At 57.8% G+C, this 14057-nt stretch carries 12 protein-coding genes; 11 read left to right on the plus strand and 1 reads right to left on the minus strand.

What is annotated here, in order from left to right; all coding sequences use genetic code 11:
- From GHO32_RS23210 to GHO32_RS23245, 8 genes are all read left to right on the plus strand, one after another.
- Positions 1-1152: an acetyl-CoA C-acetyltransferase gene (locus GHO32_RS23210; RefSeq protein WP_153332427.1), complete on the plus strand. Its 1152-nt coding sequence runs from the start codon at positions 1-3 to the stop codon at positions 1150-1152.
- A gap of 56 nt (positions 1153-1208) precedes the next feature.
- The gene (locus GHO32_RS23215; protein ID WP_153332425.1) at positions 1209-2087 is read left to right on the plus strand and encodes an SDR family oxidoreductase; all 879 of its coding nucleotides are present in this window, start codon (positions 1209-1211) and stop codon (positions 2085-2087) included.
- 117 nt (positions 2088-2204) lie between these two features.
- The gene (locus GHO32_RS23220; protein ID WP_262125901.1) at positions 2205-2990 is read left to right on the plus strand and encodes an SDR family oxidoreductase; all 786 of its coding nucleotides are present in this window, start codon (positions 2205-2207) and stop codon (positions 2988-2990) included.
- 10 nt (positions 2991-3000) lie between these two features.
- A complete protein-coding gene (locus GHO32_RS23225; protein WP_153332423.1) occupies positions 3001-3471 on the plus strand; it encodes a MaoC family dehydratase in 471 nt (156 codons plus the stop codon).
- A 7-nt stretch (positions 3472-3478) separates the two neighbouring features.
- On the plus strand, positions 3479-4687 hold the full coding sequence (locus GHO32_RS23230; protein WP_153332421.1) for an acetyl-CoA C-acyltransferase: 1209 nt from the start codon (positions 3479-3481) through the stop codon (positions 4685-4687).
- A gap of 63 nt (positions 4688-4750) precedes the next feature.
- A complete protein-coding gene (locus GHO32_RS23235) occupies positions 4751-5953 on the plus strand; it encodes a helix-turn-helix transcriptional regulator (protein ID WP_153332419.1) in 1203 nt (400 codons plus the stop codon).
- Positions 5954-6058: 105 nt separating this feature from the next.
- Entirely contained in the window at positions 6059-7435 is a 1377-nt protein-coding gene (locus GHO32_RS23240) for a DUF1329 domain-containing protein (RefSeq protein ID WP_153332417.1), read from the plus strand.
- A gap of 153 nt (positions 7436-7588) precedes the next feature.
- Entirely contained in the window at positions 7589-8629 is a 1041-nt protein-coding gene (locus GHO32_RS23245; protein WP_048387576.1) for a Rieske 2Fe-2S domain-containing protein, read from the plus strand.
- 328 nt (positions 8630-8957) lie between these two features.
- Here the strand turns inward: GHO32_RS23245 and mdlC are convergent, their stop codons facing one another.
- On the minus strand, positions 8958-10589 hold the full coding sequence (mdlC, locus tag GHO32_RS23250) for a benzoylformate decarboxylase (RefSeq protein ID WP_153332415.1): 1632 nt from the start codon (positions 10587-10589) through the stop codon (positions 8958-8960).
- A 281-nt stretch (positions 10590-10870) separates the two neighbouring features.
- Between mdlC and GHO32_RS23255 the strand changes: the two genes are divergently transcribed.
- From GHO32_RS23255 to GHO32_RS23265, 3 genes are all read left to right on the plus strand, one after another.
- On the plus strand, positions 10871-12091 hold the full coding sequence (locus GHO32_RS23255; RefSeq protein ID WP_153443025.1) for a multidrug effflux MFS transporter: 1221 nt from the start codon (positions 10871-10873) through the stop codon (positions 12089-12091).
- Positions 12092-12106: 15 nt separating this feature from the next.
- A complete protein-coding gene (locus tag GHO32_RS23260) occupies positions 12107-12715 on the plus strand; it encodes a TetR/AcrR family transcriptional regulator (protein ID WP_153332813.1) in 609 nt (202 codons plus the stop codon).
- Positions 12716-13399: 684 nt separating this feature from the next.
- Complete coding sequence (locus tag GHO32_RS23265; protein WP_153443027.1) at positions 13400-14023, plus strand: hypothetical protein; 624 nt, start codon at positions 13400-13402, stop codon at positions 14021-14023.
- The last annotated feature ends 34 nt before the right edge of the window (positions 14024-14057 follow it).

A 14057-nucleotide genomic window follows, 5' to 3' on the forward strand; every position in this document is an offset into this window, starting at 1 on the left:
ATGGCCCAAGCCTATATCGTTGATGCGTTGCGCAGCCCGACCGGCAAGCGCAAAGGCGCGCTGAGCGAGATCCATGCCATTGATCTGGGCGCCCATGTGCTTAAGGCGCTGGTGGAGCGAAACTCGATTCCCCCCGACGACTACGACGACGTGATTTTCGGTTGCGTCGATACCATTGGCGCCCAGGCGGGTGACATTGCCCGCACCAGTTGGCTGGCCGCCGGTTTGCCCTTGACGGTGCCCGGTACCACGGTGGATCGCCAATGCGGCTCGTCACAACAGGCGCTGCATTTTGCCGCCCAGGCTGTGATGAGTGGGACCCAGGATGTGGTGGCGGTGGGCGGTGTGCAAACCATGACCCGCATCCCGATTGCCTCGGCGATGCTCGCGGGCCAGCCGCTGGGGTTTGCCGATCCGTTTTCCGGCAGCGTGGGCTGGCAAGCACGGTTTGGCCAGCAGCCGGTCAACCAGTTTTACGCTGCGCAGCGAATTGCCGATCACTGGCAGATCACTCGCGAGCAGATGGAAGCGTTTGCCCTGCACAGCCACGAGCGCGCCCTGGCAGCCATTGCCAGCGGCCGTTTTGACCGGGAAATCGTTGCCTGCCAAGGCTTGACGCAGGATGAAACGCCGCGTCACAGCAGCCTGGCGAAAATGGCCGAGTTGCAACCAGTAGACCCACAGTACCCATCGATTACCGCCGCGGTGTCGAGCCAGACTTGCGATGCCTCGGCGGCGCTGCTGGTGGTGTCCGAGGCCGCGCTCAAGCGCTATGGGTTGACGCCTCGGGCGCGCGTTCATCACTTGACGGTGCTGGGCGATGACCCGATCTGGCATCTCACTGCACCGATTGCCGCTACTCGCCGGGCGTTGGCCAAAAGTGGCCTGAGTATGGCCGAGATCGACCGGGTGGAGATCAACGAAGCCTTTGCGTCGGTGGTCATGGCCTGGGCCAAAGAGCTGGATTACGACCCGGCGCGGACCAACGTCAACGGCGGCGCCATTGCCCTGGGGCATCCCTTGGGCGCAACCGGTGCACGGCTGATGACCACCTTGCTCAACGAACTGGAATGCAGCGGCGGCCGCTATGGCCTGCAAACCATGTGCGAAGGCGGCGGCCAGGCCAATGTCACCATCATCGAACGTTTGTAATGTTTCAACGGCCGCCGGTTCGCGTGCGGCCGCTTACCCTGTCAAGGAGTCAAAACATGGCTATATGTGCAGACCGCACCGTGATCATCACCGGGGCTGGCGGCGGGCTGGGCCGTGCCTATGCGCTGGCGCTGGCCGCGCAAGGGGCGAATGTGGTGGTCAACGATATTCGCAGCGAGGCCGCGCAGGCGGTGGCGCAAGAGATTCGCAATAACGGTGGCCAGGCCATCGCCAACCACGATGACATCACCACATTGGTGACCGCACAACGGATTGTCGATGCGGCACTGGCGGCGTTTGGTGAAGTGCATGTGGTGATTAACAACGCCGGTGTGTTGCGTGACCGCATGTTCATCAGCCTCAGTGAAGAGGATTGGGACAGGGTGATGCAGGTCCATCTCAAGGGCCACTATTGCCTGGCCAATATCCTCGGGCGGCGCTGGCGCGACCTGGCCAAGGCCGGTACGCCGGTGGATGCGCGGATCATCAACACCAGCTCTGGCGCCGGGCTGCAAGGCTCGGTGGGGCAGTCCAATTACTCGGCGGCAAAAGGCGGCATCGCGTCATTGACCCTGGTGCAAGCGGCTGAGCTGGCGCGTTATGGCGTGACCGCCAATGCGCTGGCGCCAGCGGCGCGTACATCGATGACCGAGAGTGCCATGCCCGACGTGGTGAAAAAACCCGAAGATGGCAGTTTTGATGCCTGGGCCGCAGAAAACGTTGCACCGCTGGTGGTATGGCTGGCCAGCCCGGCGTCGGCCCATGTCAGCGGCCAGGTCTTTGAGAGCCAGGGCGGGCGCATATCCCTCGCTGACGGCTGGCGCACAGGCGTCACCCGTGACAAAGGCGCGTTGTGGGCGGTGAACGAAATTGGCGGCGCCGTTGATGCGATCCTCGCCGAGGCGCCCAAAGCCCAGAGAGTCTGGGGCAGTTGATACCTGCATGACGAGCGGGCCAGGGGCTTTGTTCGCGGAGATACCCCATTTTGACGATGTGGCAGTGCCTGCGGCTCCGTACAAAGACGGGGTATCGAATTTTCGGAGGTAGACACTGTGAAGCAAGCCCCCCCTTATGTGCCCGGTCATCAATTGTTGGCCGGCAAGTCGGTGTTGATTACAGCGGCAGCCGGCGCCGGTATTGGTTATTCGGCGGCTCGGCGCAGTGCCGAAGAGGGTTGCCGGGCGCTGATGATTTCAGACGTACACCCGCGTCGTCTGGAGGAGGCGGTCGAGCGGCTCAAGGCCGAGACCGGCCTACAGGCGGTTTTTGGCCAACTGTGCGATGTTACCGTCGAGGCGCAGGTCCAGGCCTTGGTGGCGGCGGCCGAAGATGCGCTGGGCGGGGTCGATGTGCTGATCAACAACGCCGGCCTCGGTGGGCAAAAAACCGTCGTGCAGATGAGCGATGAAGAGTGGCAACGGGTGCTGGATGTGACGTTGACCGGGACGTTCCGCATGACCCGGGCCATGTTGCCGCACATGCAGCAGCGTGGCGCCGGAGCCATTGTCAATAACGCCTCGGTATTGGGCTGGAGAGCCCAGAAAGAGCAGGCCCATTATGCCGCCGCCAAGGCCGGAGTCATGGCGCTGACCCGCTGCAGCGCTCTGGAAGCTGCCGAATTCGGCGTGCGTATCAACGCCGTGTCGCCCTCAATAGCCTTGCACGACTTTCTCAAAAAAGCCTCCAGTGAAGAGTTGCTGGCCAGCCTGGCAGGGCGCGAAGCGTTCGGGCGCGCGGCTGAAGTTTGGGAGGTGGCCAACGTGATGATGTTTTTGGCCAGCGATTACGCCTCTTACATGGTCGGCGAAGTGCTGTCCGTCAGTTCGCAACAGGCTTGAGGACTTACCCATGACGCACGTTTTCAGTACGGCCCAGGCGCTGTTGGTGGCCGAGGGCCTGGACCTGGGGCACAGCGACTGGCTGACCATTGACCAGCAGCGCATCGACCTGTTCGCCGAAGCCACCAGTGACCACCAATGGATTCATGTCGACCCGGTGCGGGCCGCCACTGGCCCTTTTGGTGCCTGCATTGCTCACGGTTACCTGACCCAGTCGCTGGCCAACCTTTTCATGCCGCAGTTGATGCGCATCGACAATATGGCGATGGGCATTAATTACGGCAGCGATCGGGTGCGCTTTCCGGCGCCGGTCAAGGTCGGCTCACGGGTGCGTGGCAGTGGCCAGATTATCCGCGCCGAGCTGCTGGGCGACACCGTACAACTGGTGGTGCGCATGACCATGGACGTCGAGGGCCAGGCGCGCCCCGGTTGCGTGATCGACACCATCAGCCGTTATACCTTCAACCCAATTTGCCAGTGAGCGTGTCATGGACCTGAATGAAGTTGTCATCGTTTCAACTGCCCGAACCGCCTTGGCCAAGTCGTTTCGTGGATCGTTCAACGACACTGAAGCCCCGGTGCTGGGCGGGCATGTGGTGCGTGCTGTAGTTGAGCGCGCGGGCATCGACCCAGCCGATGTCGAGGATGTGATCATGGGCGCCGCGGTGCAGCAGGGCACCCAGGCTTACAACATCGGTCGGCTGTGCGCGTATACCGGCGGCTTGCCTGAGAGCGTGCCGGGCATGGCGCTAGACCGTATGTGTGCCTCGGGGCTGATGAGCATCGGTGTAGCGGCCAAGAGTATTCTCAGCGGTGAGATGAATATTGCCATTGGCGGTGGTGTGGAGTCGTTGTCGCTGACCCAGACCAAGCACAAAAACAGTTATCGCGCACAGTCAGAGGCCGTGCTGCAGGCAATGCCCAGCGCTTATATCCCGATGATTGAAACCGCCGAAATTGTTTCCCGGCGCTATGGCATCAGCCGCGCCGCTCAGGATGAATACGCGCTGCAAAGCCAGTTGCGCACCGCCGCTGCGCAACGGGACGGCCTGTTTGACGACGAAATTGTCAGCCTGAGCGTGGACAAACTGTTATTTGCCGGCGATGGCCAGGCCAATGGTCATGAGCGTGTGCAGGTCTCCCGGGACGAATGCAACCGGCCCTCTACGCGTCTTGAAGACCTGGCTGCGTTGAAGCCAGTGTGGAAGGACGGCAAATGGATCGGGCAGGGTGAATATGTGACTGCCGGCAACGCCTCTCAATTCTCGGATGGCGCCTCGGCCAGCCTGCTGATGAGCCGTGCTGAAGCCCGGCGCCGGGGGTTAACGCCGCTGGGCATTTACCGGGGCATTGCAGTCGGTGGCTGTGCCCCGGAAGAAATGGGCATCGGCCCGGTGATTGCTATCCCCAAGCTGCTCAAGCGCTTTGGCTTGAGTGTCGCGGATATCGGTTTGTGGGAGATCAACGAAGCATTTGCCTGCCAGGTACTGCACTGCCGTGATGCCCTGCACATCCCGGCCGAGCGCCTGAACGTGAATGGCGGGGCGATTGCCATCGGCCACCCGTTTGGCATGTCAGGCGCCCGTATGGTCGGCCACGCCTTGCTTGAAGGGCGCAGGCGCGGTGTGCGTTATGTGGTGATCGCCATGTGCATTGGGGGTGGCATGGGGGCTGCGGGCCTGTTCGAGCTGCCATAAACCCTGCTGTTTCAACTCAAACCATGCGGGCCTGACGGTCGGGCCCGCTGCTGGGGAATGGTTATGCAACCTTGTCTGCCCAATGCACAAATCCTGGCGCACATGGGCCTGGAGCTGGCCGATTACGAACAGATGATTGGCGACATCTATGAGTCGGCCTTGAATACGCGCTGTTTGAGTGATTCGTTGAGAGCGGTACGCACGCTGTTCAAGGCCAACTTTGTGACCTTGATCTTGCGCGTCCAGGATGAACCGCTGCTGTCGCCGATGGTGGTCGCGGGTGATATCGAATTGGGGGAGGGCGGGATCAACCATTACGCCTATTACGCCAAATCTACCTTGTTCGACGGGTTGCCCACCGACACGGTGTTCACCATCGATCAACTGATCAGCGATGCTGAATGGCGCCGCTCGGCGTTTTACCTGCTGTTCTGCGAACCCCACAATTGTTACCACATGCTCGGTGCCGATATCCGCATGCCAGATGGCGGCATTGTGCGTTTCAGGATCAATCGCCCATTCGATCATCCGCGGTTTGACGACACCGATCGGGCCATGTGCGCGATGCTCTTGCCGCATTTGCGCCGGGCCTTGCACCTGCATGCCCAACTGGATCGCAGTGAGTCACTGGGCAGCCTGTATTCACAGACCATCAGCCGCCTGGCAGTGGCAACCATCGTGCTGGATGAAAACGGCACGGTGTTGCAACTCAACCCCGTGGCTCGGGAGATTCTCGACAGCCAGGACGGCCTCAAGATCGTGGGTGGACGACTGGAGGCGACGTACCCCAGTGACAATCGGGAATTGTCACGCCTGGTACGAAGCGCCTTTCAGCGCGTCAGGCAAGGCACCGGCCAAGGTGTGCAGCAAGCCGAGGCCATGTCGATCTCCCGCCCCTCGGGGCAGGTCAGCCTGGGGGTGGTGGTGGAGTTGATTGCCACCCGCGAACTGCTCGAAAGCAACGGTAAACCCACGGTGGTGGTGTATGTGCGCGATGCGGTGAGTAAGTCACTGGTGAGTACCGTGCTGACCTCGCAACTGTACAACTTGACCCCGGCAGAAACTGCCCTCGCGCTGGAGTTGGCCAACGGCCTGTCGCTGGAAGAAGCCTCTGAGCTGCTGAACATCCGCCGTAATACTGCCCGTGCCCACCTGCGCTCGATCTTTTCCAAGACGGGCGTGCGCCGCCAAACCGAACTGGTGCGGATCATGCTAAACAGCGTGGTAGCCCTGGGCGCGCCCCAAGCGGCTGCGTCCTTGCTGTGACGCTGCGCGGCGCCAACTTGCATTAGTCCGTGCGGACGATGCTGCGGCGCTCTTGGCCTGTCGATACTGGGCAACCGATGTCGAACCCAGAAAAGGAGAATAAAAATGATCGGCACTTATCAGCCCCCTGGCCGGGCCTTGGCGATGTTTTTAGGATGCTGTGCCATTGGCCTGGCCAATGCCGCGCCGCAGGATGTTGCGCGGCTGGGCACTGACTTGACCTGCATGGGCGCGGAAAAGGCCGGTAATGCCGATGGCAGCATTCCTGCATTCAGCGGTAAATGGCTGGGTGTACCGCCCCACGTGGATTTCAAGGGCACCGGCAACCATCCGGTAAACCCGTACCCCGACGAAAAGCCGCTGTTTGTGATCACCGCGCAGAACATGGAGCAGTATGGCGACGCGCTGTCCGACGGGCAAAAAGCCTTGTTCAAGCTGTACCCGAGCACTTACAAAATGCCGGTGTACCCCTCGCACCGGGATTTCCGTTTTGACGACTCGGTGTGCCAGGCCACCCGCGAAAACGCCAGCGTGGCGCGCTTGGTCGATGACGGTGAAGGCGTTGTCGGCAAGACCGGCGGCACGCCATTCCCGGTGCCGCGCAGCGGTCTGGAACTGCTGAAAAATGCCTCGACCTTCACTTTGCGTGCATGGACTGAGGAATATACCTCCGACAACGCCTATGTGCTCAAAGACGGCAACATCAACTGGGGCCGCGTGCATTCGCGCAACCTGGCCCCGGCGCTGCAACCGGGCAAAATCGGTGAAACCACCGGCAACTCGTCGTTCTACCTCAACGAAACGCTACTGCCTCAGCGGGACAAGGGCGAGATCAATACCGGCACCGAGTTCTGGAACGACAAGATTGAACCCCGTCAGGCGTGGCGTTACGACCCGGGCACGCGTCGTGTAAGGCAGTCGCCGGGGTATGGTTTTGACATGTCATTCCCAGGCAGCGGTGGCTCGCTCACGGTAGACGAAGTGCGCCTGTTCAACGGCTCGGGTCAACGTTATGACTGGAAGATCGTTGGCAAACGCGAAATGTTCATTCCCTACAATACCTATCGCTTGCATGCCGCCAACCTTAAGTACGCGGACCTCTTGCCCCCCGGCCACATCAACCCGGATGCCATGCGTTACGAGCGTCACAGGGTCTGGGAGCTGGAAGGCACCCTCAAACCGGGTTATCGCCACCTCTACGGCAAGCGCAAGTTGTACATCGATGAAGACACCTGGTTCCCCATCCTCGCTGACAACTACGACAACCGTGGCGAGTTATGGCGCACCTCAATGGTCAATTACTTTTACGCCTACGAGAGCCAGCGGCCACAGGCCGGTGTAGGCCTGTATTACGACCTTAATGCCGGGAGCTACCTGGCGTTCAACCTGATCAACGAACAGCGTAACGGCTACTTGCTCAACCGACCGGGTTTCAGCCCACGGGATTTCGGCCCCGAAGCCGCGCGGCGTTTCGGTCAGTAGGTGTGGCGCCTACTGCGAGTCAGTCGCATTTGCTCTAGTCCAATTGAAGGATGTTCTCCTTGTGCAGCTGTTAAATGATGGCTACCAAGGGTTCACCCTGTATTTCTTGGGGGCATTACAGGCCCCGAAGTCTGCAACCGAGGAACAATAACAATGACTAAACTCGCTGAAATCAACATCGAGAATGCCCAGCGTACCCACCGTTACGCCCGTGGCTGGCACTGCCTCGGCAACGCCAATGATTACCGCGATGGCAAGCCGCATACCCTGAATATTTTTGGTACCCGCCTGGTCGCGTTTGCTGACAGCCAGGGCGCCATCAGCATTCTTGATGCCTACTGTCCGCACATGGGCGCAGACTTGTCCCAGGGCACCATCGAAAACGATCGGCTGGTGTGCCCCTTCCACCACTGGAAGTACGACACCGGCGGCAAGTGCGTCGAGATCCCTTACTGCAAGCGCATCCCCCCCAAGGCCAAGACCCGAAGCTGGTTGACCTGCGAAGAAAACAATCTGCTGTTCGTCTGGAACAACCCTGAAGGTCGGCCACCGAAAGAGGGCGTGATTATTCCGCACCTGCCAGAAATGGATGACCCTGAATGGATCCACGACTGGAACATCGACACCATGCACATCGAGACCAACCCTCGGGAACTGGTCGATAACCTGGTGGATGCCCAGCACTTCGGGCCGGTACACGGCACGCCAACCAAATACTTCGCCAACATCTTCGAAGGCCACATCGGCCACCAGATTTTCCATGGCGACTCCGAGCGCCTGGGCGGTGACCTTATCGCGCCATCTGCGTATTACGGCCCGGCGACTCACTTCACCCAGATCAGTTCGATGTTCGGCGACGTACGTATCCACGCCATCCTGCTCAATAGCCACGTACCCGTAACGGCCAACAGCTTTGACTTGCGCTTTGGCTGCATGGTCAAACGCGTCCCCGGCTGGACCGAAGAACAGAACCTGGAGGTGGCCAAGGCGTATGTGAAGGGCAACCGCGACTCGTTCTACCAGGACGTGGTGATCTGGAAGCACAAAGTCCGCATCGACAAGCCGGTACTGGCCGAAACCGACGGCCCGGTTTACCAGTTGCGCGAATGGTACGAGCAGTTCTTCACCGATGAAGACCTGATACCGGCCAGCATGGCCGAACGCCGGGAAATCATCACCGTCGACGAACGCTGATTGCAGTCAACCTCTTCAGGCGGCCCGGCAAACACTGCTGAGTGCCTGGAGAGGGTTCTAGAACAAAGAGAAAGCTTTATTTCAATGTTCATAAGAGCACTCACAATGAAAATAAAAAATCATGTCGCCTACTATGTTCCTTTGTTCATTTTCATAGTGATTGCCACCGTCGCGAGTGGCACGCCCAAAGAGTCACGAAAGACCCAGTTGTGTAAGCAGTATTCGAGCTGCGTGGCCATGATGCCCAGTTTCAGTGGTTGGCCAAGTTTGCGCTGAGCACCACTACTGAGTCAGAGCGCCCAAGGCTGAGCGCTCATACTCAAAGCCGTCAGAGCAGCGGCGGTATGGTCGCTTGCACGGGCACTTCCAGTACCGTTGGCACGTTACGGGTGAAGGCTTCGCTGCAGGCCTTGCGCACCTCATCAAGAGTAGTGGCGCGTACCCCGTGGGCGCCATAGCCCTGTGCCAGAGCGACAAAATCCAGACCAGGCAAATCCAGCCCAGGCACGTTCGGCGTTTGTTCCAGCACGGCAAAGGACTTCAAAATCCCGTATTGCCCGTTGCGAGGCACGACAAAGAGAATCGGTAATTCGTGCTGCACCGCCGTCCATAAGCCTTGTATGGAGTATTGGAACGAGCCATCGCCGATGATCGCCAGCACGGGGCGATTGCGCCCACTGTCACGCTCAGCCAACGCAATACCGATACTGGCCGGAAGGTTCCAGCCCAAGCTGCCACTGGCAAAGGTATAAAACGAGTCGGGCTGATCCACAGGCCATGCGCTGTGCAGTTCTGCAAGGTTAGAAGGCGACTCTTCAATCAGAACCGTATTGGCGGGCGTTGCAGCGCGCAGAGCCTGGAACACACTGAGTGATGACAACAACCCATCGGTGCTATCTGCGTGCGTGGCTGCCGGGTGCGGAGCCAAGCCATGTGCCTGGCGCTTGACCGCAGCACTGCCAACAGGGCGCGGCTTGACCTGTACAATCAAAGCATCCAGTGACAGGACCGCATCCCCCAGCACACTGTCGCCGACCGGTGCACGCGCCGCCTCACTGGGGTCGTCAGTGATGTGCAAAAGGCGTAAGCCCTCAGGCAAGTAGTCGCCGGCAACATAGGGATAATAGCGAAACACCGGGGCGCCAATGACAATGGCCAGATCATGGCCGGCAAGCTTTTGCGATAAAGGCGCAATGGCAAAAGGCAAGCCGCCGGCATACAGCGGATGGCTTTCCGGGAAAGGAGGGCGCTCAGAGGCAGGCGCCGCGTACACCGTGGCCTGCAACTGCTCGGCCAGGGCAATGGCTTGCGGCCACCCTTGGCCACGGGCGATGGCCGCACCATAAATCAGCGCCGGATTAGTGGCGTTGGATAACGCCTGAGCAAACGCGCTGAGCACCTCAGGGTCTGGAGCAATACGCGTGGCCACCGAGCGCACAAGGGCAGTGCCTCTGGCGGGCTTATCCCAATCATCCAGTGGAATCGACAAAAACACCGGGCCTGCAGGCGGCTGCACGGCGATAGCGTAGGCGCGCATAAACGCGGCCGGGACATCTTCGGCGCAAACCGGCTCATAACTCCACTTGACCCAAGGCTTGGGCAAAAGAGCCGGCTCAATATTGGTCAGCCACGGCTCCATCAGCAACATGTCCCGGGTTTGGTTACCCGCGGTGATGATCAACGGCGTTTTGTTCTGAAACGCGGTCAAAATGTTGCTCATGGCGTTGCTCAACCCGGCACTGGTATGCACATTGACGATTGCCGGTCGCCGATTGGCCTGCGCAAAACCATCCGCCGCGCCAACCGCAGAAGACTCATGCAAGGTCTGGATATAGCGAAAATCGGCCGGGAAATCCTTGAGAAAGGTCTCCTCAGTCGAGCCAGGATTGCCAAACATCGTGGTAAGGCCCAGCTCTCGCAGCAACTGATACGTCACATCACGGACGGTTTTGCCTGTCATGGAAACTCCGATCAATTCAAATTGATGACATTGCGAAATAGCTGATGGGCAGGGTAGTTATTTCGCGTGTGTTCACCACAAGCCAGCGCTGGAACTGCGCGGTGATCAGAACGGAGGGTAGGCGAAGAGGGGGTTTAGAGGGTTATGGGCGACGAGTGGCGTGGGGTGGGCGTGGGTATGGAGGATCAGGTTAAAGGCAGGCGTTTGACCTGTGAGGCGATTATATTTATTATCCTAAAAACCTACCGACCGGTAGGTTGTTAACAAATCGAGATCAAATAATGAATACCGTGCAACAGCAGCGGGTCCCCATGAAGTTGGCGATTGGCTTAGGGGCAATAGGGGCCTTGGGACCTTCCGCAGTGGACATGTACCTTTCTAGCCTTCCCGAAATTGCGCGTGATTACGACGCAGGCTTCGCCAGTGTCCAACTCACTTTGACATTTTTCCTGCTTGCCATGGGGGCAGGGCAGCTACTGTTCGGACCCTTCGTGGACGCTTACGGGCGTAGACGGCCGCTATTGATCGGGCTGGTGGTCTTTATCCTTTGCTCCTTGGGTTCAGCGTGGGCGCCAACACTTTCAGTGTTGTTGGGTTTTCGCTTTGTACAAGGCCTTGGGAGTGCGCTGACGCTGGTGGTGATCATGAGCACCGTACGTGACGTCAGCCGAGGGGCAGCGGCAACCAAACTGTTTGCCTTGTTAATGACCATCGAAGGTGTGGCGCCTATCTTGGCTCCGGCATTGGGTGGATTTATAGACTCGTATTTTGGTTGGCGGGCAGTGATGCTCACCCTCGCCATTCTTGGCATGGCGGTGCTCATCAACAGTTGGCTGAACCTGCCTGAAACCTTGGCAACTGACAAACGTGAACCCTTGCGACTGGGTGCTGCGTGCCGTACCTACCTGGCCATCGGCTGCGACAAGCGCTTTTTACTGCCTGCATTGGCCGTTGCTGCGGTGTTTTTTTTCCTGTTCGCCTATATCGGTGGCGCGACTCTGGTGTACCAGGAGATCTACGGGCTGACGCCGCAAGCATTCGGTATCTTGTTTGGCGTGACGGGCTGTTCGATCCTGTGTGGGGCAATGGTCGCTGGCAAATTAATCACTACGCTGGGCCTCAAACGTCTTACTTGGATCGGTGTGAGCTGCATTGTTTTAGGCGCATTCACGACGTTAGTAGCGACCGTCACAGGCGTTGGGCTTGCAGGTATTGTTACGGGCATGGCGCTGGCACTGTTCGGGTTGGGTATCGCTGAGTCGACGCTAATGTCTCTGGCCATGTCTTCCCAAGAGCGCGCCCTGGGGTCGACGGCAGCGTTGCTGGGGGCCTTTCAACTAACCATCTCATCGAGCGCCACACCCATTTCGGCTATAGCATTGACGCATGGAGCCATTGCGTGGACTGTGCTGCTGAGTCTAAGTGCATTGATAGTCTGCGCCTTGACATGGATTAGCTTGTCTACAAGCGACGATGCTTCCTTTAACCTCGCTGGGCACTGAGAAAAAGGGCAATTGATGACTTCAACGACTTTAACCCCGGCAGCGGAACGGATTGTTCATGTTGCCTTGTTACATTTTGCCGATCGCGGCTACGACGCGGCATCACTTAATGACATTGCCGGCAGCGCCGGGATCAAAAAAGCCTCGCTGTACGCTCATTTTTCTGGAAAGGATGAGTTGTACTCGGCTGTACTAAACCTGGCGTTGCAAAGTGAGCAGGCCTACGTAAGCGGGCAATTCTCGACTACACAGGCAAACCAGGCTCCTGGTGAGCGTTATGTTGACAACCTGCAAGGACGATACGCCGAAAGTGCGGCGTTACGGTTCTTGCTGCGCGCAGCTTTTTATCCACCTGCGGCCATTGAGCAAAACGTCAAATCCGGTTTCGAACGTTATTTGGCTGATATACGACGGCATTTCCAGGCGTCTCTGAAAGACACGTATCCGGCGTTTGAACAACCGCATGTCGACTTGCTGGCCGAGGCCTATCTGGCGTTGATCGACAGCCTGAATGTCGAACTTATCTATGGAGACGAGGCCGCCTATGCGCGCCGTTTCGATGCGCTGCGCGAATTGTTCGGCATGATTTATTTGCCATTGGTGAGAGGTAATGCGCCTGAGTAGGCTCGGGCGCAACGTGATCTGTATCGATCAGTTTGCTGGAGCAATAAATAAGTCTTTTCTGACGACTTGCCATGTACACACGAAGTACATGGCTTGTTCAGAGAGTTGACGACAGATGCGGGCTGTTGAACCTGTGGGGGGAGCTAGAAAATCTTCGCAGCATGAAACATAATTTAACAAGTGGGCGATGTAATATGTTCATAAGAAGCTCACAGCCCCGGGACTGCTGTCTCAATGCTTTAGAAAATAAAGCGATTGTTCATCGTTTGGCGTTCATAGGCCTTGTTTCACCACTCGCATCAGCCTCGTTGTCCAGACCTCTGACAGTCATCACCGCTTTTACGAATCTGAAAGCCAGCACAAACGTTTCCTCACCGCGTCTTGATGTTTGAACGTCTTGCTTGGTGAGAACACATCCAACGAGGAGCTAGGTCAACGTTCCTGCGTGGGCTAAAGCGCATTCGTCGCATTCTGAGATGGCGCTGAGCTATCATTGCAGTCCACTGTACAGATACGTGGAATTGGCTGTGGATTAAGAAGTGATTATGGGCTTCAAGCCTCTTCAGCCTTTCTCGGCAATCAGTGAAGACGTCTCTTGCCACCAGTACTTGGTTTGGCAGAGCAGATGCCAGGCTTCGGTGAGCGCGAGTCTCAACGGATCAGCAACAAGGGAAAATTTTGACGATGGAAAGTAACATCAGTAAGCAAGAGTTCGATGTGACAGCGGCGGGCGGTGTCCTAGGAGACTGCGCGCTGTGTGATAACAAAAATATCTTGCTGAAAGAGTCTCATAGCATCCCCAAATTCGCGTATGACTGGCTTAAAAAAACGTCAGCCACGCAATTCATTCGGGACACTCGAGACGTCAATATCCGACACCAAGATGGGCCAAAAAAACACCTTTTGTGCGGAGGTTGCGAAGGAAAACTCTCTATTTGGGAGAAAAAACTTGCCGAGGGTCTATTCAGAAAAATAGCGAACTACCAAAAGCAAAGCTCAATAGTAGTGATTAGCGATGAAATCCAGCTAGCTGTTTTGTCTGTTTTCTGGCGAGCGTTGCTTACTACTAACGACGATGAGAATAATCGAACAAGTGAAGATAAGGTTGTGGTAGATGCGTTTTTGGACGCGTCTAAACAAGACATATTAAACAATCGATGCAGCACGACTATTTATTTTGCGCCCTTCTACGGAGAGCCACCATTTTATGGCCTTCCAAAAGCTTACACTTATGGTATAGATCGTTCAATCGGATCTCAAGACATGGCGGTCTCAAGGAGCAAGTGCAACAGTCAGTTAATTTTCTGAGCTTGCTAAGCGAAACAATCCCGCTTCCAAAACA

Source organism: Pseudomonas sp. FSL R10-2189 (assembly GCF_009600325.1).
GTDB classification, from domain to species: Bacteria; Pseudomonadota; Gammaproteobacteria; order Pseudomonadales; family Pseudomonadaceae; genus Aquipseudomonas; species Aquipseudomonas helleri.

What these genes read in the sequence shown, in the direction of transcription:
- GHO32_RS23210 (WP_153332427.1), top strand. Translation starts at nt 1, where the DNA reads ATGGCCCAAGCCTATATCGTTGATGCGTTGCGCAGCCCGACCGGCAAG.
- GHO32_RS23215 (WP_153332425.1), top strand. Translation starts at nt 1,209, where the DNA reads ATGGCTATATGTGCAGACCGCACCGTGATCATCACCGGGGCTGGCGGC.
- GHO32_RS23225 (WP_153332423.1), top strand. Translation starts at nt 3,001, where the DNA reads ATGACGCACGTTTTCAGTACGGCCCAGGCGCTGTTGGTGGCCGAGGGC.
- GHO32_RS23230 (WP_153332421.1), top strand. Translation starts at nt 3,479, where the DNA reads ATGGACCTGAATGAAGTTGTCATCGTTTCAACTGCCCGAACCGCCTTG.
- GHO32_RS23235 (WP_153332419.1), top strand. Translation starts at nt 4,751, where the DNA reads ATGCAACCTTGTCTGCCCAATGCACAAATCCTGGCGCACATGGGCCTG.
- GHO32_RS23240 (WP_153332417.1), top strand. Translation starts at nt 6,059, where the DNA reads ATGATCGGCACTTATCAGCCCCCTGGCCGGGCCTTGGCGATGTTTTTA.
- GHO32_RS23245 (WP_048387576.1), top strand. Translation starts at nt 7,589, where the DNA reads ATGACTAAACTCGCTGAAATCAACATCGAGAATGCCCAGCGTACCCAC.
- mdlC (WP_153332415.1), bottom strand. Translation starts at nt 10,589, where the DNA reads ATGACAGGCAAAACCGTCCGTGATGTGACGTATCAGTTGCTGCGAGAG.
- GHO32_RS23255 (WP_153443025.1), top strand. Translation starts at nt 10,871, where the DNA reads ATGAATACCGTGCAACAGCAGCGGGTCCCCATGAAGTTGGCGATTGGC.
- GHO32_RS23260 (WP_153332813.1), top strand. Translation starts at nt 12,107, where the DNA reads ATGACTTCAACGACTTTAACCCCGGCAGCGGAACGGATTGTTCATGTT.
- GHO32_RS23265 (WP_153443027.1), top strand. Translation starts at nt 13,400, where the DNA reads ATGGAAAGTAACATCAGTAAGCAAGAGTTCGATGTGACAGCGGCGGGC.